A 19,158-nucleotide genomic window follows, 5' to 3' on the forward strand; every position below is an offset into this window, starting at 1 on the left:
CACTGGAGTGCCACGAGAGGCGAGTGCCCCCCGCGTCCCGCGGTGCCGGCCGTCGTACGAGCCCTTGAGCTCCCCGGTGAGGAAGTCCGGGCCGACCTCGCTCGCCTTCAGCTCCTCAGCGAGCATGGCGAGTTCGATGCCACGGCCGAGTCGTTTGTGTTCGTGGACGAAGAGGGTGACGGCGACGCCGGAGGCACGGATCTCGGGTGACCCCGGCCGCGGCGAGGGAGTCGAGCTGTGTGTCGAGGGACTGCCGGGCGGTCGCGGCGCGGGCGTAACCGCGGCGGACATGCCCGCCCGGTCCGGCGCCGGCACACACAGGCCGGGGCAGCCCGGTCCATACCGTCCCCGTCTCGCGTACGGCGGGGGTCGGCACACTGAGCGCCTTGCCGAGTTGGGGCACCAGCCGGAAGCGCGCGGTGTGGTACTGGATGGCCGGCTTGCCCTTGCCGGTCCGGCACGGCCAGCCCGCCGGCGCGGGCCTCATAAGACATGATCGCCGCAGATGGACCGCCGCCCGGCGGGGTGGCCCACCGTCGGCGTGCCCGACCGCGACTTCGGTGCTGCCCCCTTCACCTGGGATTGCTGCGGCAGTTAGCCGAGGTAGAAGTCCTTGCGGACGGCGACGAACTCCTCGACGGCCAGGGGCCGCCTCCCGGTGATGCGCTCGACGTCGATGGTCGCCCTGTCGTAACGGTTCGCGCGGTGCAGCTGCGCCATGGTCGCGATGTGCTGCTCGGTGTGCTGTGGCAGGCCCGCGTTCGCCAGTACCTCTGTGCGCCACCATTGCAAGGGGACGTCCAGGTAGGTCACCGTGCGGCCGAGTGCCTTGGAGAACTCCTGGGCTACTTCGGTCATGTCGAGCGCCCGCGGTCCGGTCAGCTCGTACACCTTCCCGGCGTGCTCCCTGGGATCGCGCAGGATGGTCGCGACCACCTGGGCGACGTCGTCGGCAGCGACTGGGGAGGTGCGTCCGGTCCCGAACGGCAGCGCCAGCGTGCCGTTCTCGCGGATCGAGCGCGCCGCGAGGGCGGTGAACAGCGGATTGTCGAGGAACGTCGTCGGGCGCACATGCACCACGGGCAGGCCAGACCAGTCCAGCACCTGCTCCGCCAGCCAGTGCAGCCGCTGCTGGTGGGATTCCGCGGTGCTGGTGGCGGTCATCTGCGAGACCGTCATCTGCGACATGTCCACCAGGAGGTCGAGTTCGCCGTGCGCCTTGGCGACCGTGGCCATGACGGTCGCCGCCAGCAGGTGGTCCGGGGACACGCTGAGTCCGAAGTACGTCCGGCGGACGCCGTTGAGCGCGGCCGCCACCGTTTCGGGCCGAGTCAGGTCCCCGGTGACAACCTCGGCGCCCCATGCCCGCACCTCGGCCGCGCGCTCGTCCTCGCGGCGGATCAGGACGCGGACCGGCACGTTCTGCGCGCGCAGCCGCTCGGTGACGAGGCGGCCCATACCGCCGGCGCCGGTGACGAGAACGAGGTCGTGATCAGCCATCGGTGGCTTCCTTCCGGAGGTGTTCGCCTCGGCCAGGCCCTGGCCGCTGCGTGGGCGGTACTGCGTGTTGGTGCTCGACGTCGCCGATCGGCCTCGACGAACGGCCAGCCGCACTTGTGTGTGGGGGTGTGGTGCTCTGGGCCTGCGGGTGCCCGTGGTGCCTCCTTCATCGGAGGAAGAAGTTGAGGAGAGCTTCGGTGCGCTGCCTGCAGCAGGCGGGTGGCGTTCCAGCGTCCTTGCACGTAGATGCCCTTGGGGTGGCTGAGCGTGCGGAAGCCTTCGATGCCGTGGTATTTGCCCATCCCGCTGGCGCCGACGCCGCCGAAGGGGAGGTCGTCCTGGGCGACGTGCATGATGGTGCCGTTGACGGTGACGTTGCCGGAGGTCGTGCGGTCGAGGACCTTGCGCCGGTCGGGGCCGTCGTCGCCGAAGTAGTAGAGCGCGAGCGGCCGGGGTCGTGCGTTGACGTAGTTGATGGCGTCGTCGATGTCGCGGTAACCGAAGATCGGCAGGATGGGCCCGAAGATCTCCTCGTGGGCGATGCGCATGTCGTCGGTGACGCCGAGCACGACGGTCGGTGCGAGGGTGTGCGGACGGCGGGCCGCGTCGCCCGGCCGGTGTCCGACCTCGATGATCCGCGCCCCGTGAGCACGGGCGTCGTCTATCAGGTCGGTGAGGATCTTGTACTGCTTGTCGTCGATGATCGAGGTGTAGTCGTCGCTGGTGGGGCCGTCGGGGTAGGCGGTCTTCACCAGTCTGTCGTAGGTGGCGATGAAGGCGTCGATCTCGGATTCGTGCACCAGGGCGTAGTCGGGGGCGATGCAGGTCTGCCCGCCGCTGAGAAGCTTGCCGAAGACGATGTCGGACACGGCCTGGTCCCGGATGTGTCCCTTGGCCACGATGGTCGGAGACTTGCCGCCGAGTTCCAGCGTGACGGGGACAAGGTTGTCGCTGGCCGCCTTCATCACGGCTCGCCCGACCTCGGTGCTGCCGGTGAAGACGAGATGGTCGAACGGCAGGGAGGAGAACGCGGAGCCGTCGCCGCTGACGATCGTGACCTGCTCCGGCGGGAAGAGTTCGCTGAGCATCGACGCGAGCACCGCGTTCGTCGCCGGGGTCAGCTTCGACGGCTTGAGCATGACGCGGTTGCCGGCGGCGATCGCGGTGACGACGGGCATCAGCGACAGGTTGACGGGGTAGGTCCACGGCGAGATGACGCCGACCACGCCGAGCGGCTGCTATTCGATGCGGTTGCTGCCGTTACGCAGCAGCAGCTCGATGTGGCGGCGGGTCGGGCGCATGAATCGGCGAAGGTTGCGCTGCAGGTAGTCGATGCCCTGCACGACGCCCACGAGTTCCATGAACGCGGTCTCGTGTCGCGAGCGATGTCCGAAGTCGGCGTTGATCGCCTCCTCGATGGCTGGCGACGGTCATGATCGTGTTCCTTGGCTGTTGGTGCGGGCGACGGGGTGCTGCGGGCGCTGGCGGCGGGCCATCCAGCCCATGAACCGGACCATCGAGCGGCGCGGCAGGAGCCTGCCGATGATGGCGAGCGGCCGGCCGTTGGTGACCACCGACGGGGGCGCGGACCGGCGGTCGAGCGTGTCGAGAGCGATCTTCACGACCTGCTCGGGGGTTGCCCGCTTCGTGCCGTAGTCGGCGGACTGGCTGCCGACGACGTCGAAGAACTCAGTCCGGGTGGCGCCGGGGTTCACGGCCAGGACGCGCAGGCCGGTGCCGCGGGTCTCCTCCCACAGCGCTTCGGTGAAGCTGAGGACGAAGGCCTTGGTGGCGCCGTAGACACCCATGTAGGGGGTCGGCTGGAAGCCCAGCAGGCTCGCGACGTTGATCAGGATGCCGGTGTCGGCGGAGGACAGCGGGTCGATATAGGCGCGGCTGAGGTCGACCAGCGCGCTGACGTTCAGCGCGATCATGCTCTGCAGGCGGTCGGGGTCCTCGTCGGTGAACGCGTCGTGGGTGCCGAAGCCGGCGTTGTTGACCAGCCCGGTGGCGTAGATGCCGCGGGACTCGAGTTCGGCGCGCAGCGTGCGGCCGGCATCGGGCAGGCCGAGGTCGCGGGCGACGGCGGTCACCGTGACGCCGTGGGCGCGGGTGAGTTCGGCGGCCAGGCTCTCGAGCCGGTCCGCCCGGCGGGCCACCAGCACGAGGTTCGCGCCGCGGCGGGCCAGCTGGCGGGCGAATTCGGCGCCGAGGCCGGAGCTGGCGCCGGTGACGATGACGGTCTGGCGGTGGTAGTCGATGGCACTCATGACATTCACTCTACGCACGCTTTTGCACTGAGTGCAAGTTCCTGCATCGAGTGATACGACGTACCATCGGTGCATGGCTCAGAAACCGACACCTATTCGGGCACAGACCCGCTCCGTGGTCCGATCACTGCTGGCCCGGACCGCCATCGAGCTGTTCGCCGCCAAGGGCTACGACGACACGACCCTCGACGAGGTCGCCGCCACAGCGGGCGTCTCCCGGCGGACCCTGTTCAACTACTTCCGCAACAAGGAAGACCTCGCGCTCAGCGGCCTGGACGAACAGGGCGACCTGATCGCCGCGCGCCTCGCGGAGCGCCCGGCCGACGAGGACGCCTGGGCGGCGCTGCGCGCGGCGTTCCAGGTGCTCGAGGAGATCGACACGACAGCCGAAGGGCGCCTGGAGTTCATCACGCTGCTGTTCGGCAACGATTCCCTACGCGCCGGACACGCCGAGAAGCAAGCCCGCTGGCAAGACCTGTTCGCACCGCAGATCGAGCCGCGACTGCCCGACTCCGACCGCCGCAGCCTGCAAGCCCGGGCGATCGCAGCCGCAGCGATCAGCTGCATGCAGGCAGCCAACGAGGAATGGGTACGCCTGGGCGGACAGGCCGACATGTTCGACCTCTACGACACCGCCGTACAGGCCATCCGCCCCCCCACCTGAAACCGGCCACGTCCAGCAAGACCGAACCACGCGCGGATGTCGTCGTCGACTACAAGAAGCAGGAGTTCGAGACAGTGCTGCACGATCACGACGTCGTGCAGGACTCGCTCCGCGGCCACACGCTTCAGCAGTCCCTGAAGGTGCTCCCGTTACAGAAAGATCGGGACATGAGCACCCCCTGGAACTCCCCCTCCCCCTCGACGGCGTCGCACAAGAACGCGGCGACCCGCTCCGTGTCCGTTCTCGGCGAGAACTTCGCCTACCGGGAACTCGGCCCCAAGGACGGCGTACCGCTCATCCTCCTGGTTCACCTGGCCGGGGTGCTGGACAACTGGGACCCGCGCGTCGTCGACGGACTCGCCGCACGTCGTCGGGTCATCACCTTCGACAACCGCGGAGTGGGCGGATCGAGCGGCTCCACACCCGGCACGATCGAGGCGATGGCCCGCGACGCCGTGCTGTTCATCCGGGCTCTCGGGTTCGACCAGGTCGATCTGTTCGGCCTGTCGATGGGCGGCTTCATCGCACAGGTCATCGCGGCGGAGGAGCCGCACCTCGTGCGCAAGGTCATCCTCGCCGGCACCGGACCCGCCGGGGGTCCCGGCATCGACAAGGTCCCGGCACTCGCCATCCAGGCCGCGCTCAAGGGCGCCCTCACCCGTCAGGACCCCAAGCTCTTCCTCTTCTTCACCGACACCGCAGGCGGTCGGCAGGCCGGACGCGAGTTCCTGGAACGGCTGAAGGAGCGCACGCACGACCGCGACAAGGACATCTCGCTGCCGTCGTTCCGCGCTCAGTTGAGGCCATCAAGCGGTGGGGCCGACAGGCGCCGTCGGACCTGTCCGCCGTTCGGCAGCCGGCCCTCGTGGCAAACGGCGAGATCGACCGGATGGTACCCAGCCCGAACACACTCGACCTGGCCGCCCGCCTGCCCGAGAGCGAACTCATCCCCCTCTACCCGGATGCCGGGCACGGAGGTGTCTTCCAGTGCCACGACGACTTCGTGGCCCGGGTGCTGGAGTTCCTCGAGTCCTGAACTTGAGTGGCTGTCGCAGGAGTGGGGCCTTACGGCCCGGCCCCGGCCCTCTGCGAGCCGGTACGGCGTGGCATGGTGCCGACGCTTTGCCCCCCAGGGGTCGGTGGAGTTGCACAGCACGAGGTCGGTACCCACCTCCGTGTGCTCCATGGGCAGCTTCCGCCCCTCGATGGGGACAGAGGCGGTGGTCCACGAGGCGCCCTGCTGAGGCGAATTGAGGCTCCGGTCGTGCGGAGTCGCCGCCGACCTGCGGATTCCGGCGACTTGGGACCGGCTGCACCACCCGGCGGGACGCCATCTGAGGCCATCGCACCGATGTGGGCGGCCGGCAGTCGCAGGACCTTCTCCAGGCGGGGTGAATCAAACTGGGCGTCGTGGTGAGGACGCACACCGGGTGGCATACACGGCCGGCCGTCGCACACGGTGACGTAGTAGCCGAGGAACTTGCCCGTGCGCACCAGCGCATGCCCAGGTACGCGTTGAACGGACGTCCGATCGCGGCGGCTGCGCATGTCGGCCCGTACGGCCGGTGGCGCAGCCGTGAGCAGGGTGTCGCGCACGCCTTGCGCACCGGGGCGCGGATCGTCGCCGTCCGAGAGGGGGAGTTCCGCCCACGCCCCGAAGCGGAGCGGGATCAGGCCGGATCGACGAAGATGTCGAGGGCGAGTTCCCCCTCGAAGCCGGCAGGGCTGTACCCGGAGAGGTCGGCGACGCCTTCGTCCGACAGGACCTCGTCGTCGATGAACAGGTTGCCGGTGCACTTGCGCGCGTCACGCGTGAGGACGGCGTACGCGGCGTCAGCCATGATCCGCGGACTACGGGCCTGTCCGGCGCCGCCGACCACGTTGCGTACGGCGGCGGTGTCGATCAGCGTTCGCGGCCACAGCGAGTTGGCGGCGATGCCGTCGGCGGCGAGCTCCTCGGCGAGCCCGATGGTGCACAGACTCATCCCGTACTTCGACAGCGTGTAGCCGAGATGCTTGCCCACCCAGTGCGGCGCGAGGTTCAACGGCGGCGAGAGGGTGAGGATGTGCGGGTTGTCCGCTTCCCGCAGGTGCGGGATCGCGGCCTTGCTCAGCAGGAACGTGCCGCGCGTGTTGATGTCCTGCATCAGGTCGTACCGCTTCATCTCCAGCTGCTCCGTCGACGACAGGTCGATCGCGCTGGCGTTGTTCACCACGATGTCGATGCCGCCGAAGGCAGTGACCGCGGCGTTGACGGCGGTGCGTACGTCGTCCTCGTTGCGGACGTCACCGACGACGGCCAGCCCCTTGCCGCCCGCGCGCTCGATCTCCTCGACCGCGGTGTGAACCGTGCCTTCGAGCTTCGGGTGCGGTACGGCGGTCTTGGCGAGCATCACCACGTTCGCACCGTCGCGGGCAGCGCGCAGGGCGATGGCGAGTCCGATGCCGCGGCTGCCTCCCGACATCAGGACGGTCTTGCCGGCCAGCGTCCGTGGCATGGTCGAACCTCCAAAATCGATTGGTGAACTAATCATACGTGACACGAATGATATGGTCCGCGCATGACTTCCACTCCCGCACGCCAGAGCGACCGGCTCTACCACGAGCTCCTCGCCCCCAAAGAGACCCAGTCCGTACGTGCCGCCGTGCGCCGGATCGCGGAGCACGAGGTGGCTCCGCACGCCGCGGCGATCGCCAACGGCGACGAGCGCACCGACGGCTTCCCCCGTCAGGCGTTCGACGCGCTCGCATCGGCGGGGGTCTTCCGCATCCCGTTCCCCGGCGAGGTCGGCGGCGACGGTCTGACCCACCCGGCGACCGCCACCGCCGCGGCGATCGAGGAACTTGCCTACTACTCCAGCAGCGTCGCGGCCGTCTTCGACGTGCACTGCATCCTGGCGGGCAACGCCCTGCGGCAGGGCACCGAGGAGCAGCAGCAGCGCTGGCTGCCCAAGGTCGCGGAGGGCTCGGTGGTCGGCGCGTTCGCCACCACCGAGCCGGACGCCTCCAGCGACCTGTCTCCGCAGGCCGTTCAGACCGAGGCCGTACGCACCGAGACCGGCTGGGTGCTGAACGGCCACAAGCGGTGGATCTCCAACTCGCCCGTGGCCGCGTTCGTGGTGGTTCTCGCCCGCACCGGCGAGCGGCTGAGCATGTTCATCGTCGACACGGCACTTCCGGGCGTTCAAGTCGGCCTCGCCGACCGCAAGATGGGCAACCGCGGCCAGCTCACCGCGGACATCCGCTTCACGGACGTACACCTGTCCGACGACGACCTCCTCGGCGGCACCGAGGGACACGGACTGCGCCACGCACTGACCACCCTCACCTACGGCCGGATCGGCATCGCCGCCGCCGGGGTCGGCATGGCACAGGCCGCCTTCGACCACACCGTGGCCCACCTGTCGACGCGCCACGCCTTCGGCAAGCCGGTGGCCGCCAACCAGCACTGGCAGTTCCTGCTCGCCGAGCGGGCCACCGAGATCGACAACGCCCGCACCCTCGTCACCAAGGCGGCCCTTCGCCTGGACGCCGGCAACCCGTCCCCGGAACCCGAGGCCGCGATGGCGAAGTACTACGCCACCAAGCTGTCGGTGGACATGGCGCGCGACGCCGTCCAGGCTTTCGGAGGCCTCGGCTTCGCCCGCGAACTGGGTGCCGACGGCAGCCCCGGCCCTGTCGAGGCGATCTACCGGGACAGCAAGATCGGTGAGATCTACGAGGGCACCAACGAGATCCAGAAGTGGGTCATAGCCCGGCAGATCTTCGGCCGGACCATCACCGGCTGACGACCCCGCGCATCCCCTGCCCTGCGTGCCCCGATTCAGCGCGCCTAGATCGCTGACCCTGTCCGGCCACCTCAGGCCTTCTCGTAGGATGGACCCAGACGATACGCAGGGCTAACCATAGGCGGGATAAACGATGTCCGAGGCTCCGCTGGTACCGGGGACAGTGGCTGAACACACCATCTGCCTGCTGGTCAAACTCGGGCAGGTGGCATTCAGGATCGCCGAAGACGGCATCAGCGGCACCGGCCTGCGCGTGCGCCACTACAGCGTCTTGCAGGCCCTGGCCGACAACGGGGCCATGCCGCAGCTGGCGCTCGGCTCGTTCCTGCGCATCGACCCGGCGACGATGGTGACAAGTCTCGACGACCTTGAGCGGGCCGGATACGCCGAGCGGACACGCGATCCGCAGGACCGACGCCGCTACGCCGTCGACATCACCGACGACGGGCGCAAGGTCCTGGCCGACCTCAACCGCACACTCGTCGGCCTCGACACCGAAATCCTCCCCGACCTCGGCACCACTGAGCGGCACTCGCTACACGCCCTGCTGAGCAGCCTTGCCGAGAGTCCCGCTCTCACCGCCATGTTCGACGTCGTCCGCGAGCAGAGCGGCGCGAAAAGGGCTTGACGTGCTCCCGGACCTAGGCCGTGTCTGATAATTGATCTTGTGGTTGGTCGGGGTGAGTTGACGGATGCGGCGTGGGAGCGGATAGCTCCGCTGCTGCCGGGTGCGGATGGTCGTGGGCGGTCTTGGCGGGAACACCGGCAGGTCGTGAACGGCGTGTTGTGGCGGTTGCGGACAGGAGCGCCCCAGCAACACGGCCGGGTGCAGATACCTCTTGCCCGGTCACAGCGCACCCGCGCAACCCCCTCGGCTTCGCCGACGCCCTGAGACACCACGGTCTGCCCGCCCGCGCAGCCCGGAACACCGCCATGATGGACGCCCTCGTAGACCTGCCGCCCATGGTCATCACCGACCTGCTCGGCATCCAACCCAAGACAGCCGAAGCCGGGGCCACCCTCGCGGGCGGGAACTGGTCCGAATACTTGGCAGCGCGGCAGTCCGCCCCGCCGGGCTGAAGCCCCGGGCTCCTCCAGACGGCTGTCATCGCTGGGCGCTCTGTCGACCGACCCCACGCCATCGGACCCGTGCGGGGAATAGGGGGAAGTCGACCTTCCTTGCGGCCATTGACAGGGTACGAACGCACCTCTTAACGCACCCACGTGCAGGAGCACCCCGTCGGCTCACCTCGTCCGCGCATGCCCGCCTGCGGCCCGAGGGGCCGATGGAACCGACCGTAGCGATCCTGCCGCTCTTCGACGAGGAGCCCTCCCAGCCAGTCGCCGACCGCCTGCGCGCAAAGCTGGAAGGCGTCGGGCAGGACCACCTCCTGGTCCTGGCCGCGGACTCCGCTTCTGGGCCCGTACGGTCGCCCAGCGGCGCCTCAGTGCCACCGTCCAGGACCGCCTGGCGCCGGGAAGGCCATCATCGCCCGGCTCCTCGCGGGCGGCAGCAACACGGCCTTCGAGCCGGTGTCGGCCACCTTCTCCGTTGTGGCCGAACCGCGCCAGACCACCGATGGTAAGTGGATCGACTTGCCATGAGGGTGGTGCGGGAGTTACCTTCAAGTGGTGAGTCCATTGACTTACCTTACGCCTCGGCAAGGAACCATGAACATGACTCGTCTTATGGGCAAGCGCGCCCTCATCACCGGCGGCACGAGCGGGATCGGTCTGGAGACCGCCCGGCGTTTCCTCGCGGAGGGGGCCGACGTGCTGGTCACCGGCGTGACCCCGGCCAGCATCGACAGGGCCCGGCAGGTCCTCGGGGACAAGGTGCCCGTCGTGCAGGCCGACGCACGCGATCTCGATGCGCAGCGCGCCCTGGCCAAGCAGGTGGGTGAGCACTTCGGAAAGCTGGACGTGGCGTTCCTGAACGCCGGCGTCTCGGACTGGCGGCCCTTCGAGGACCACACGGAGGACAGCTACGACCGGCTCTTCGACATCAACGTCAAGAGCGTCTTCTTCCTCACCCAGGCCCTGGTGCCCGTGCTGGCCAACCCGTCCTCGGTCATCCTCAACGCGTCCAGCAGCGCGCACGGCGGCTACGGGCACTCGAACGCCTACGCCGCGACGAAGGCGGCTGTCTCCTCCCTGATGCGGTCGTGGAACGCGGACCTGCTCAAGTCGCACGGCATCCGCTTCAACGCGGTCAGCCCCGGCCCGGTGGACACCCCGCTGTACGCCAAGCTCGGGATCGAGGACCCCGCGGTGCAGGCGGCGGTCCTGGAGGGGATCAGCGCCGGCATCCCGCTGGGCCGCATGGGTCTGCCGGAGGAGGTCGCGGAGGCCGTCGTGTACCTGGCCTCCGACGCCTCCGCCTTCGCGGTGGGCCAGGACCTTATCCTGGACGGAGGCCAGACCGTCCTCTGACAGCGAGGACACGGCCGGGAGACGGGCGAGAGGCGTGAGCATGTCGGTGGCGGACCGAGCGGAAACCGGTGGCGACACATGCCAGGCCGGATATCACGCGCAGATCAAAGAAGAGAACCGCGCCCGCATCATCCGCGCCGCCCGCGACCTCTTCCTCGCCCGGGGATACGACAAGACCTCCTTGGCCCAGATCGCCAAGGAGGCCCGCGTCTCCACCGGCACCCTCTTCAAGCGGTACCCCTCCAAGGCCGCGCTGTTCGCGGCCGTCACCTCCGAACAATGGCAGCTGGATGTGGAGTACGCCGCGCCGCCACCGCCCGGCGACCCCCGGTACGGTCTCGACCACATCGGCCGCGACTACGCCTGCCTGGTCGCGCGGCCGGGCACGGCGGCGCTGTGCCGCCTCATCATCACCGAACTCCCCCAGATGCCGGAACTCGCCGACATCGTCGGCACCGGCTTCGCCATCGACCGGGGCCCCTTCTTCGACCGGCTCCGCGACTACCTGGAGGCCGAAGCACAGGCGGGCACACTCGACTTCCGTTCGGCCGACGGACAGTCGCTGCCGGCATCCGAAGTGGCCGAACAGTTCCTCGGCATGATCTGCAGCCAGTTCCTGTGGCCCCAACTCGTGCGGACCGACTTCGTCCCGCCCAACCCCACCGACGCCGCGATCGTGGACGAAGCCGTCGCCCTCATGCTCAGCCGCTACGGCACCGGATCCTGAACCCCGGACCTCCGGTTCACGCCGCAAGGACTTCGATACGTCGCCCTACCGTCGGCAGCGCTCGCGGTCGTCCGTCCAGGAGGTGGGCGGATACAGCCGCCGGTCGATCAGCGTGCGTCCGCGGCCGGTAGGCGAGGAACACACCGATCTGGCAGTTCTCGAAAGCCGCCGGCAGCACGCCTCCGCGAGAGCGTCACCAATGTCGAGCCCTCATAACGCTACATGTTGATCATGTGGCCGGCGAGGCCGTGGACGGCTTCCTTGACCGCCTCGCCGAGGGTCGGGTGGGCGTGGACGTTGCGGGCGACCTCGTGGACCGTGAGGTCCCACTGCTGGGCCAGGGTCAGCTCGGGGAGGAGTTCGGTGACGTCGGGGCCTATGAGGTGGCCGCCGAGGAGCTCGCCGTACTTGGCGTCGCTGATCAGCTTCACGAACCCGGTCGCATCGCCCAGGCCATGGGCCTTGGCATTCGCGGTGAACGGAAACTTGGCCACCTGGACGTCGAAGCCCTTCTCCCGGGCCTGTGCCTCGGTGTAGCCGAAGCTGGCGATCTGAGGCTGGCAGAAGGTGGACCGCGGGATCATCACGTAGTCCAGCTCCATGGTCTCCGCGTCCGCGATCGTCTCGGCGGCGACCACGCCCATGGCCTCGGCGGCGTGCGCGAGCATCAGCTTCGCGGTGACGTCACCGATGGCGTAGATGTGCGGGACGGAGGTGCGGCAGCGGCCGTCGACGTCGATCGCGCCGCGTTCGGTGACCCGCACGCCGGTGTTCTCCAGGCCGTAGCCGGTGACGTTCGGCGCGAAACCGATCGCCTGCAGGACCTTGTCGGCCTGAAGGACCTGCTGGGCGCCGTCCTTGCCGGTGACCGTGACACGGACCTGCGCGCCCGACTCGTCGATCGACTCGACGCGGGTCGAGGTGAGGACGTCGATGCCCGACTTCCGGTACTGCTTGGCGAGTTCGGCGGAGACCGCGGCGTCTTCCAGCGGGGCGATCCGGTCCAGGAACTCGACGATGGTGACCTTCACACCGTAGTTGTGCAGGATGTACGCGAACTCGACGCCGATGGCGCCGGCTCCCGCGATCACGATCGACTGCGGCAGGTCCTCGGCGAGGATCTGCTCCTCGAACGTCACGACACGCGAGGTGCGGCGGGTGCCGGGCAGCAGCTTGGGCGTCGCTCCGGTGGCGATGACGCAGTGGTCGAAACCGACGGTTCGGGTGTTGCCGTCGTAGTCCACGACCTGGAGCGTATGGGGGTCGAGGAACGTGCCGCGCCCACTGATCTCCGTGATCTTGTTCTTCTTCATCAGGTAGTGGACGCCCTTGACCCGGCCGTCCGCGACCTTCCGGCTGCGGCGGAACGCCTCGCCGTAGTCGAAGGAGACCTCGCCGTCGACCTTGATGCCGAAGGTCTTCGCCTCGCGCGTGAAGACGTGCGCGAGTTCGGCGTTGCGCAACAGGGCCTTGGTGGGGATGCAGCCGACGTTCAGACAGACGCCTCCCCAGTACTTCTCCTCGACGACCGCGACCCGCTTGCCCAGTTGTGCGGCCCGGATCGCGGCAACGTACCCGCCGGGGCCCGCGCCGAGTACGACGACGTCGAAGCGCTCACCCTGCTCATCCATGGACGGCTTCCTTTCCGCTGGTGCGGCCGGCCCCCGCGGGGGGCGGACTCACTCCCGATCGAACCATCTGTTCACCAACCCGCCGGCGGCGGCATCCGCCACCGCCCGCCGCGCGGGGAACCGGTGGAGGCGGCCGTATGGTCCACCGTCTCGGCGGCTTCCCGAACGTCAGCTTCAGCGCCGCGGCTTGGTGATCTATGCCCGCTCAGTCATCATCGACGGCGGGCCGGCCGCCCCGTCGACTTCGTGTACTCCGGCCTCGGCGGCACCGAGCCTGAGAGTGTCGAGGCCGAAGGCGGCGACCGGGCCGTGCGCACCGGGCTTGAGTACGGCATCCGGCTGAGCCGCGTGGGCGGCGCCCCACGCCAGGAGGGATCCCGTCATCTCGTACGGATCGGGTCCGGTGAGGGCCGTCGTGGCCAGGGGTCGGCCGTGGCTGTCGCGGGCGACGGCGATCACCAGGGAACGGCCGTCGGGATCAGGCTCGCGCTGTGATCCCGGGAGCCGCTCGGACCACCGCGCCAGCGCGGCCCGTACCTTCGCCGAGCGCAGCATGGGCGCCTGGAGCGTGGCAGCGATCTGCACCGGGCGGGTCCACCGTCCAAGCCACCCGAGGCCCACCTCGACGCTCTCCAACTGAGGGAAGACCTCCGGCAGTCCGAGATGCTCCGTGCCCGGGACGGTCATGGTCGTACGTTTCATGCCTCCGTAGTGGAAAGTGCGTACCCGCTTGGCGGCGCGCTCGTCGACCACGCGGGCGCCGGCCCAGGGGCGCGGCCTGCGGTAGGCGAACCCGTCCTCGGCCGCGGCAGCGACCAGCGTCTGACGTGTGCCTCCCGTGGTCAGGGTGTACGCGTCGCGCAGGGTGCTGCGGTAACGCAGTTCGTCGCCGTGTCCGGCGCGTGTGATGAAGTACCCGGTCTCCACGTGGCGTGCCCGCTCGCCCGCGCGCGTCAGGGCGAGCGCGCCGGCGAGGTTGCCCGGCACGTAGTCGTAGCCGAAGGCGGGCACGAGAGTCGCTCCCCGGCCGGCCGCGACGGCGTCCAGCTCAAGGAGGACGCGGCGGGCGAAGGTCCCCTCCCCCGTCGAGTCGAAGTAGTGCGCCCCCGCCCGCGCGGCAGCCGTGACCGCGGGCATTCCGAGCCACATGAACGGTCCGATCGTGGAGACGACGACATCGCTGGGCTCCACGAGGCGCGTCAGGTCGGCCGTGGAGGTGACGTCGACCTCGGCCACCGGCAGCTCCGCCTGGAAGCGGTCGGCCAGGGTCTGCATCCTGGTCCGGCTCCGCCCGACCAAGGTCGGCTTCTCCCCTCGTGCGAGCAGTTCCCGGAGCACGCGCTGCCCGGTGTACCCCGTCGCACCCAGCAACACGATCCTGCGCTTTTCCACGGCTCCGCCTGCCTTCCGGAGGGCACTGTCACGACAATCACCCGACTGACCTCAAGTCATTCACTGACCCAGGGTCACTGAATATACGATGGTGCGCATGCGAGGGCCAAACCGACGACAGATGTATGCGGAGCAGACCCGGGCGGACCTGGTGACAGCCGCGCGGAAGCTGTTCGTGGACAACGGGTTCGCGGACACGTCGGTCGAGGCCATCACCGGGGCGGCGCGGGTGAGCAAGGGCACCTTCTACAGCCACTTCCCGGACAAGAGGGCAATGTTCGCCGAGCTCTACATCGAACTGCTTCAGCAGGTCGGCGCCCTGTGCGACACGACGTCCGAGGCGATCCGTGCGACAAGGCCGGACCAACCCGCCATGACCGCGGTCGCCGACCTCACGCACGCCTTCCTGCGGCGGACCATCGACGACCCCCTGCACCGGGAGCTGATGGCCCAGGCGCCCTCGGTCCTGGGAGAGCAGTACCGGCATGTCAACGACACCGTCGCCCAGCCGCAGATCGAACGGCTGCTGACCGTTCTGGCCGAACGCGGTGACCTGCAACCGGACGTGCCCGTCGCCACCGTCGCCCGACTACTGCTGGCCGGCCTGTGCGAGGGCAACCAGATCATCGCCGCCGCGATGGACCGGGAGGAAGCCCTGACCAGGACATTCCAAGCGATCACCCTGATGATGTCGGGCCTGGCGGCCGACGGCGTCAGCGCCCGCGGTTGACCTGAACCGGGGCACGGCGGACGGCATCGGCCTATGGCGGCCCGCCTCGGCCACTATGGCCTGTCGTCAGCTTGCCACCTCGTCTCGAGGTCGCGGACCAGGTCGATGGCCCGGCCCAGGGTGGCGAGCCGGGCGTCGAGAGTCTCGCCGGCGGGATAGAAGCGGACGGTGTCGACACCGACGTCGCGCCACACGCGCAGTCGCTCACGCACCATGTCCTCGGTTCCGATCAGCGTCGTCGCCAGCACCATCTCGTCGGTGATCAGACCGGCCGCGCCGTCCCGGTCCCCGGCCTGCCAACGGGTCCGGACCTCGGCCGCGACCTCGGCCCAACCCTGGCGGCTGTAGGCGTTGTTGTAGAAGTTCGTGGTCGCCGAGCCCATGCCGCCGAGGCTGAAGGCCAGCTCCTTCTTGCGTCCGGCCACCATCATGCGCAGGTCGTCCTCGTCCTCCGCGAAGGCGACCTCGGCGCCCTGGCAGATGTCGAGGTCGGCGCGTGTACGGCCGGCGTTGGCAAGGCCCCGGTCCAGGTGGTCGAAGTACGCCTCTTTGGCGCCTTCGGGTACGAAACTGGTGCCCAGCCAGCCGTCGGCGATCTCACCGGTCAGGTGCAGCATCTTCGGCGAGAGGGTGGCCAGGTAGACGGGGATGTCGTGCTCGGCACGCACGGACAGACGCATGGGCCTGGCCTCCCCACCGGGCAGCGGGATCTGGAATTCACGGCCGGGGTGGGAGATCTTCTCCCCCGAGGCGGCCTGTCGCACGATCTCGACGGTCTCGCTCATCCGGGACAGCGGCCGGTCGAAAGGCACGCCGTGCAACCCTTCGATCACCTGCGGTCCGGAGGGGCCAAGCCCGAGGAGGAAGCGCCCCTGGGAGATCTGCGACAGCGTGATCGCGGCGCGCGCGATGGCCATCGGCGTGCGGGTGCCGAGCTGGATGATTCCCGATCCGAGAAGCATGCGCTCCGTCTTCGCGGCGAGATAGCCCAACGGCGAGGGTGCCTCGGAGCCCCACGCCTCCGCCACCCAGCAGATGTCCAGACCGAGCCTCTCCGCCTCGGTGACGTAGTCGACGATCTCCCGCCAGTCGCCGCCGGAGGCTTCGATCGTGGTGGAGGTACGCATCACAGACTCGCCTCGCCCGAGGTCCGGGGGCTCTCGGCCAGCTTCTTGACCCCTTCGAGGGTGACGGTCATGTTGGCCTCGAACTCCCGCATGCGCACGAAGACGATCTTCTGCTCCTTCTCCGGCATGCGTTCGATGGCGAAGGAGAGACCCGAGGGAGCCGGCCCCATCTGCATCCACTCCCGCAGCAGAGTGCCTTCGTCCTGCGGCTCCAACGTGAACCGCCAGATCGCCGTGGGGTACTGCGGATCCTCTACCGCCCAGGCGAGCCGCTTCGGCGGCTCGCACTCGACGATGTGGGACGTGGTGGCCCACTCCCCGAGCGCTTCATGCTTGCTCCGGCCGACGAACCGGGCTCCCAGAGCGGGCCCGCTGCCGTCCAGCCATTCCACCGACTGCAGCTCGGGGCTCATGCGCGGCATCAGCTCGATGTCGGACACCAGCTTCCACACCTGAGCCGGTGGTGCGGCGATCCAGGTGTGGACCTCAACCGTCGGCTTGTCCGCATAGCGTGCGCCCGTCCACTCCATGACCCCGCAGCCTCTCTGCCGCCAAGAACACCCACATGAGCGTCTGACCAGTAAAGTTGCGTAGGTAGACCCACTTGTCAAGGGTGACGTGCCTTCCAGGGCGCTGCCCGGTCAGCCCGCGAACCGCTCCCGCACATCCGGCCGTTCGGCCAAGTGCGGTGGGTAGCCGGGGCCCATCCGGGGGTGGGTGTTGTCCAGGGTCAGGGGCTCACCGCAGGCGGCGCACACCACCTCGGCATGCGTCTCCTGCCCGCACGCCTCGTGGCGCATCGTCACCGGTGGGCCCGCTTCGCCGGAGAGCCAGCGGTCCCCCCACCGGTTCATCACCAGCAGCACGCCATAGAAGTCGCGCCCCTTCTCGGTGAGCACGTAGTCATGGCGGACCGGCTCCGTCTGGTAGGGCCGCTTCTCCAGCAGCCCCTCCTCCACCAGCCGACGCAGCCGGTCCGTCAGCGTGTTGCGGGCGATCCCCAGCGACTCCTGGAACGCGTCGAACCGCCGGATCCCGTAGAACGCCTCACGCAGCACCAGCGGCGTCCACCAGTCCCCGAGCAGGTCCATGGTGCGCGCGATCGAGCAGGGCCACTGCGCAAAGGATGTCCGTCTCATGACGGCCAGCATAGGTTCGTCCAGTCGTGAGACCCAGCAGGTGAACCGAACAGCGACCCGGTGCGCAGTCTCTTGTGCTCCATCAATAACGAAGTTATGTTGCCGCCATGAAACGTGACTTGCTGGGCAAGAAGCTGGTTGTTACCGGAGCGGCACGCGGCATCGGTGAGAAGGTGGCCCGCCTGGCTGCCGCCCGAGGGGCCCGGGTGACCGTGATCGGACTCGAAGCCGATCGGTTGCGCGCCCTCGCCGACGAGCTGAGTCCCAGCGCTTCGTGGCGTGAGGCCGATGTGCGCGACAGGGCCGCTCTACAGTCGGCGATCGACGAGGCCGCCGAGGTCATGGGCGGCGTCGACCTCGTGGTCGCCAACGCCGGCGTCGTGGCGTACGGGACGGTGCGGCAGACGGACGAGGCGTCGTTCGAGCGGGTTCTGGACATCAACCTCAACGGCGTCTTCCGCACCCTCAAGTACGCGACGCCCCATCTGGAGCGCAGCCGTGGCCATGTGCTGGTCGTGGCGTCCGCGCTGTCGTTCATGCCGCTGGCCGCGATGGCCTCGTACGGCGCGAGCAAGGCCGGGGCCGAGCTGCTCGCTCTGACCTACCGCCAGGAGGTGGCCCACCTAGGAGTCACGGTCGGCGTGGTGCACCCCTCCTGGATCGACACGGACCTCGTCCGGGGCGCCGAGGCGGACCTCCCCTCGTTCCAGGGCCTGCGCGCGCGGCTTCCCTATCCGGGCAACGTCACCACGAGCGCCGACCGGGCGGCCGCCGCGATCGTCGACGGGCTCGTGCGCCGACGCAGCCGTGTGTACGTCCCGCGCGCGGTCGTCGTGGCCAACTGGGCGAAGGGGGCGCTGAACTCGCCATTGGCGTGGCCTTGGATGAGGCGTTTCGCCGCCCGGGCGGTTCCCTCCCTCGAACGGGAGGTCGCAGCCCTGGGCAGGAACGACCAGCGCACGCCGAGCACCGATACCCCTGCCGCGAAGACCAGGTCGTCCTAGCCGCACCCGGGGCAGCGCCCAACCCCCCGGCTTCTCACCGGACTTGGGCGATCGAGTCGTACAGGCGCGCACCGGCCGCATGGGAGGCCTCAGCACGCTCCCGCTCCCCACCCAGTCCGACAGTGAAGTTCACGCCCATCGGCACGAGCACCTGCGCCACGGCGTCGTCGAACTCGACGAAGTGCTCAGCCAGTTCAAGGGTGATGTAACCGTGCACGTAACTCCACAGCTGGGCGGCGATGGCTCCGGGTTCCTGACGCTCGATCCTGCCGGTGCGCACGAGCCGTTCGCACGCCGCGGTGACATGAGCGTGGGCTTCCCGAAAGGCCGGGGAATGCCCGCTCATGCGACGGTCCGTATCCGGCAACGGCCGGTACGTCGCCCGAGTGGACAGACCGAACATCAGGTCGTAGAGGTGAGGGTTCTCACGGGCCTGCCGGCGGCAGGTCAAGGCCATGGCGAAGAGGTCCGCGACCGGGTCCTCCGTCACCGGTACCCGGCCGAACGCCGCGCCGAGTTCCTTGAACCCGTGGTCGGCGACAGCGCTCATCAGCTCGGGGATCCCACCGAAGTGGCTGTAGACCACCATCGTCGACAGTCCGCTCGCGGACGCCACCGCGCGCACCTTCAGAGCCGACGGACCCTGCTCGGCCAGCAAGCCGACGGCCGCCTGCACAAGTCGTTCCGGTGCGTCATCGACTCTCGCCCGCCCTGCCATGTCCCGCACGCCTCCACCGTTGACACACATGAAAT

Annotated in this window: 20 protein-coding genes and 1 pseudogene; 10 read left to right on the plus strand and 11 right to left on the minus strand. The window is 69.0% G+C overall.

Features of this window, described 5'->3' with window-relative positions:
* Positions 1-594: 594 nt before the first annotated feature.
* The 4 genes from BLU79_RS02425 to BLU79_RS02435 form a co-directional block, all read right to left on the minus strand.
* Entirely contained in the window at positions 595-1,500 is a 906-nt protein-coding gene (locus BLU79_RS02425) for an NmrA family NAD(P)-binding protein (protein WP_093903869.1), read from the minus strand.
* Entirely contained in the window at positions 1,401-2,726 is a 1,326-nt protein-coding gene (locus tag BLU79_RS02430) for an aldehyde dehydrogenase family protein (protein WP_218137757.1), read from the minus strand. Before BLU79_RS02430 ends, BLU79_RS02425 begins: the two co-directional genes overlap by 100 nt.
* Before the next feature lie 12 nt (positions 2,727-2,738).
* Positions 2,739-2,861 (minus strand): hypothetical protein, encoded by a 123-nt coding sequence (locus BLU79_RS48765; protein ID WP_256333110.1) that lies wholly within the window; start codon positions 2,859-2,861, stop codon positions 2,739-2,741.
* A gap of 69 nt (positions 2,862-2,930) precedes the next feature.
* Positions 2,931-3,770 carry an SDR family NAD(P)-dependent oxidoreductase gene (locus tag BLU79_RS02435; RefSeq protein WP_093903870.1) on the minus strand — a complete coding sequence of 280 codons (840 nt, stop codon included), beginning with the start codon at positions 3,768-3,770 and terminating at the stop codon, positions 2,931-2,933.
* A 73-nt stretch (positions 3,771-3,843) separates the two neighbouring features.
* On the opposite strand from BLU79_RS02435, the gene BLU79_RS02440 reads away from it, so the two are divergent.
* Positions 3,844-4,434 (plus strand): TetR/AcrR family transcriptional regulator, encoded by a 591-nt coding sequence (locus tag BLU79_RS02440; protein WP_093903871.1) that lies wholly within the window; start codon positions 3,844-3,846, stop codon positions 4,432-4,434.
* A 167-nt stretch (positions 4,435-4,601) separates the two neighbouring features.
* The gene (locus BLU79_RS02445) at positions 4,602-5,678 is read left to right on the plus strand and encodes an alpha/beta fold hydrolase (protein WP_256333111.1); all 1,077 of its coding nucleotides are present in this window, start codon (positions 4,602-4,604) and stop codon (positions 5,676-5,678) included.
* Between the two features lie 426 nt (positions 5,679-6,104).
* On the opposite strand, the gene BLU79_RS02450 is transcribed toward BLU79_RS02445, so the two are convergent.
* Positions 6,105-6,932, minus strand: coding sequence for an SDR family oxidoreductase (locus tag BLU79_RS02450; RefSeq protein ID WP_093903872.1), 828 nt, complete (start codon positions 6,930-6,932; stop codon positions 6,105-6,107).
* A gap of 63 nt (positions 6,933-6,995) precedes the next feature.
* Between BLU79_RS02450 and BLU79_RS02455 the strand changes: the two genes are divergently transcribed.
* The 6 genes and pseudogenes from BLU79_RS02455 (at position 6,996) to BLU79_RS02475 (ending at position 11,382) form a co-directional block, all read left to right on the plus strand.
* Positions 6,996-8,222 carry an acyl-CoA dehydrogenase family protein gene (locus BLU79_RS02455; protein ID WP_093903873.1) on the plus strand — a complete coding sequence of 409 codons (1,227 nt, stop codon included), beginning with the start codon at positions 6,996-6,998 and terminating at the stop codon, positions 8,220-8,222.
* Positions 8,223-8,385: 163 nt separating this feature from the next.
* Positions 8,386-8,850, plus strand: a complete 465-nt coding sequence (locus tag BLU79_RS02460; protein WP_177000828.1) for a MarR family winged helix-turn-helix transcriptional regulator — start codon at positions 8,386-8,388, stop codon at positions 8,848-8,850.
* Positions 8,851-8,889: 39 nt separating this feature from the next.
* Positions 8,890-9,033 (plus strand): annotated as a pseudogene (locus BLU79_RS02465) (transposase); the annotation flags it as partial.
* Between the two features lie 122 nt (positions 9,034-9,155).
* Positions 9,156-9,302 (plus strand): hypothetical protein, encoded by a 147-nt coding sequence (locus tag BLU79_RS48030; protein WP_177000829.1) that lies wholly within the window; start codon positions 9,156-9,158, stop codon positions 9,300-9,302.
* 597 nt (positions 9,303-9,899) lie between these two features.
* Positions 9,900-10,655 carry an SDR family oxidoreductase gene (locus BLU79_RS02470; RefSeq protein WP_093904198.1) on the plus strand — a complete coding sequence of 252 codons (756 nt, stop codon included), beginning with the start codon at positions 9,900-9,902 and terminating at the stop codon, positions 10,653-10,655.
* Between the two features lie 40 nt (positions 10,656-10,695).
* A complete protein-coding gene (locus BLU79_RS02475) occupies positions 10,696-11,382 on the plus strand; it encodes a TetR/AcrR family transcriptional regulator (protein WP_093903875.1) in 687 nt (228 codons plus the stop codon).
* A 218-nt stretch (positions 11,383-11,600) separates the two neighbouring features.
* On the opposite strand, the gene lpdA is transcribed toward BLU79_RS02475, so the two are convergent.
* Positions 11,601-13,013 carry a dihydrolipoyl dehydrogenase gene (gene lpdA / locus BLU79_RS02480; protein WP_093903876.1) on the minus strand — a complete coding sequence of 471 codons (1,413 nt, stop codon included), beginning with the start codon at positions 13,011-13,013 and terminating at the stop codon, positions 11,601-11,603.
* A 195-nt stretch (positions 13,014-13,208) separates the two neighbouring features.
* Complete coding sequence (locus BLU79_RS02485) at positions 13,209-14,405, minus strand: saccharopine dehydrogenase NADP-binding domain-containing protein (RefSeq protein WP_107489267.1); 1,197 nt, start codon at positions 14,403-14,405, stop codon at positions 13,209-13,211.
* A gap of 97 nt (positions 14,406-14,502) precedes the next feature.
* Between BLU79_RS02485 and BLU79_RS02490 the strand changes: the two genes are divergently transcribed.
* Positions 14,503-15,135, plus strand: a complete 633-nt coding sequence (locus BLU79_RS02490; protein WP_177000830.1) for a TetR/AcrR family transcriptional regulator — start codon at positions 14,503-14,505, stop codon at positions 15,133-15,135.
* 53 nt (positions 15,136-15,188) lie between these two features.
* Here BLU79_RS02490 and BLU79_RS02495 read toward each other — a convergent pair whose 3' ends face one another.
* From BLU79_RS02495 to BLU79_RS02505, 3 genes are all read right to left on the minus strand, one after another.
* Positions 15,189-16,262: an LLM class flavin-dependent oxidoreductase gene (locus BLU79_RS02495; protein ID WP_093903878.1), complete on the minus strand. Its 1,074-nt coding sequence runs from the start codon at positions 16,260-16,262 to the stop codon at positions 15,189-15,191.
* Positions 16,262-16,792: an SRPBCC family protein gene (locus BLU79_RS02500; protein ID WP_093903879.1), complete on the minus strand. Its 531-nt coding sequence runs from the start codon at positions 16,790-16,792 to the stop codon at positions 16,262-16,264. Before BLU79_RS02500 ends, BLU79_RS02495 begins: the two co-directional genes overlap by 1 nt.
* Positions 16,793-16,903: 111 nt before the next feature.
* Positions 16,904-17,401: a winged helix-turn-helix transcriptional regulator gene (locus BLU79_RS02505; RefSeq protein WP_093904200.1), complete on the minus strand. Its 498-nt coding sequence runs from the start codon at positions 17,399-17,401 to the stop codon at positions 16,904-16,906.
* 107 nt (positions 17,402-17,508) lie between these two features.
* Between BLU79_RS02505 and BLU79_RS02510 the strand changes: the two genes are divergently transcribed.
* Entirely contained in the window at positions 17,509-18,405 is an 897-nt protein-coding gene (locus tag BLU79_RS02510; RefSeq protein WP_093903880.1) for an SDR family oxidoreductase, read from the plus strand.
* Between the two features lie 34 nt (positions 18,406-18,439).
* On the opposite strand, the gene BLU79_RS02515 is transcribed toward BLU79_RS02510, so the two are convergent.
* Positions 18,440-19,123, minus strand: coding sequence for a TetR/AcrR family transcriptional regulator (locus BLU79_RS02515; protein ID WP_093903881.1), 684 nt, complete (start codon positions 19,121-19,123; stop codon positions 18,440-18,442).
* Between the last annotated feature and the right edge of the window lie 35 nt (positions 19,124-19,158).

The organism is Streptomyces sp. cf386, from assembly GCF_900103585.1.
In the GTDB taxonomy this organism is placed as follows: domain Bacteria; phylum Actinomycetota; class Actinomycetes; order Streptomycetales; family Streptomycetaceae; genus Streptomyces.